General features: G+C 54.5%; 1 rRNA gene. It reads right to left on the bottom strand.

From position 1 onward, the window contains the following. Positions 1 to 10: 10 nt before the first annotated feature. Positions 11 to 2580, bottom strand: a 23S ribosomal RNA gene (locus KNP94_RS15710); the annotation flags it as partial.

Here is a 2580-nt window from a genome sequence, read left to right as displayed (position 1 = left end):
AATCATCTGCTAGAACAAGGCCTCGACCGATTAGTATCACTCAGCTCCGCATGTCACCATGCTTCCACCCGTGACCTATCTACCTCATCGTCTCTGAGGGGTCTTTCTTGATTACTCAAAGGGAAATCTCATCTTGGAGGGGGCTTCATGCTTAGATGCTTTCAGCATTTATCCCGTCCGCACGTAGCTACCCAGCGATGCTCCTGGCGGAACAACTGGTACACCAGCGGTGCGTCCATCCCGGTCCTCTCGTACTAAGGACAGCTCTCCTCAAATTTCCTGCGCCCACGACGGATAGGGACCGAACTGTCTCACGACGTTCTGAACCCAGCTCGCGTACCGCTTTAATGGGCGAACAGCCCAACCCTTGGGACCTACTCCAGCCCCAGGATGCGATGAGCCGACATCGAGGTGCCAAACCTCCCCGTCGATGTGGACTCTTGGGGGAGATCAGCCTGTTATCCCCAGGGTAGCTTTTATCCGTTGAGCGATGGCCCTTCCATGCGGAACCACCGGATCACTAAGCCCGACTTTCGTCCCTGCTCGACTTGTAGGTCTCGCAGTCAAGCTCCCTTCTGCCTTTGCGCTCTACGAATGATTTCCAACCATTCTGAGGGAACCTTTGGGCGCCTCCGTTACTGTTTAGGAGGCGACCGCCCCAGTCAAACTACCCGCCTGACACGGTCCTCCAGCCGGATTACGGCTGCGAGTTAGAGACTCTATGCATGAAGGGCGGTATCCCAAGGGTGACTCCTCCGAAGCTGGCGCTCCGGTCTCGACGTCTCCCGCCTATCCTGTACATCATGCACAAAGCCTCAATATCAGGCTGTAGTAAAGCTCCATGGGGTCTTTCCGTCCTGTCGCGGGTAACCTGCATCTTCACAGGTACTATGATTTCACCGGGTCTCTCGTTGAGACAGTGCCCAAATCGTTACGCCTTTCGTGCGGGTCGGAACTTACCCGACAAGGAATTTCGCTACCTTAGGACCGTTATAGTTACGGCCGCCGTTTACTGGGGCTTCGGTTCAAAGCTTCGCTTGCGCTAACCCATCCCCTTAACCTTCCAGCACCGGGCAGGCGTCAGCCCCTATACGTCATCTTGCGATTTAGCAGAGACCTGTGTTTTTGCTAAACAGTCGTTTGGGCCTATTCACTGCGGCTCTACTCATGTAGAGCGTCCCTTCTCCCGAAGTTACGGGACCATTTTGCCGAGTTCCTTAACGAGAGTTATCCCGCGCGTCTTAGAATTCTCATCCCGCCTACCTGTGTCGGTTTACGGTACTGGCACCTTCCACCTCACTAGAGGCTTTTCTTGGCAGTGTGAAATCGTGACCTTCGTCCCTAGGGGACTCCGCGTCGTTCCTCGATCTTGGTGCCTGACGGATTTGCCAATCAGACAATCTCGAAACTTACACATGCACTTCCATCCGCATGCGTCACTATCCTCCTGCGTCCCCCCATTGTTCAAACGGTGGATCGGTGGTACAGGAATATCAACCTGTTATCCATCGCCTACGCCTTTCGGCCTCGGCTTAGGTCCAGACTAACCCTGAGCGGACGAGCCTTCCTCAGGAAACCTTGGGCTTTCGACGGAGGGGATTCTCACCCCTCTTTTCGCTACTCACACCGGCATTCTCACTTCCAAACGCTCCACTGCTCCTTCCGGTACAGCTTCACAGCGGTTTGGAACGCTCCCCTACCATTCCTTACGGAATCCGCAGCTTCGGTGGTATGTTTAGCCCCGTTACATTTTCGGCGCGGCGCCACTCGACTAGTGAGCTATTACGCACTCTTTGAATGGTGGCTGCTTCTAAGCCAACATCCTAGCTGTCTAGGCAGCGCCACATCCTTTTCCACTTAACATACACTTTGGGACCTTAGCTGGCGGTCTGGGCTGTTTCCCTCTTGACTACGGATCTTATCACTCGCAGTCTGACTCCCGAGTATAAGTTGCCGGCATTCGGAGTTTAACTGAATTCGGTAACCCTGTGGGGGCCCCTAGTCCAATCAGTGCTCTACCTCCGGAACTCTCAACCTCGAGGCTAGCCCTAAAGCTATTTCGGGGAGAACCAGCTATCTCCAGGTTCGATTGGCATTTCACCGCTACCCACACCTCATCCCCGCACTTTTCAACGTGCGTGGGTTCGGACCTCCAGTCAGTGTTACCTGACCTTCATCCTGGACATGGGTAGATCACCTGGTTTCGGGTCTACGACAACGCACTATGGCGCCCTATTCAGACTCGCTTTCGCTACGGCTCCGCCTCATCAGCTTAACCTCGCGCGCTATCGTAACTCGCCGGTTCATTCTACAAAAGGCACGCCATCACCCATTAACGGGCTCTGACTACTTGTAGGCATACGGTTTCAGGATCTATTTCACTCCCCTTCCGGGGTGCTTTTCACCTTTCCCTCACGGTACTGGTTCACTATCGGTCACTAGGGAGTATTTAGCCTTGGGAGATGGTCCTCCCGGATTCCGACGGGGTTTCACGTGTCCCGCCGTACTCAGGATCCACTCTGGAGGGAAAACAGTTTCAGCTACAGGGCTGTCACCTTCTTCGGCCGACCTTTCCAGGTC

Origin of the sequence: Exiguobacterium sp. s80, from assembly GCF_018618725.1 — a bacterium.
GTDB classification, from domain to species: Bacteria; Bacillota; Bacilli; order Exiguobacteriales; family Exiguobacteriaceae; genus Exiguobacterium_A; species Exiguobacterium_A oxidotolerans.
Note: the sequence above shows the minus strand (reverse complement) of the source record. Positions and strands in the feature narration are given on the sequence as shown.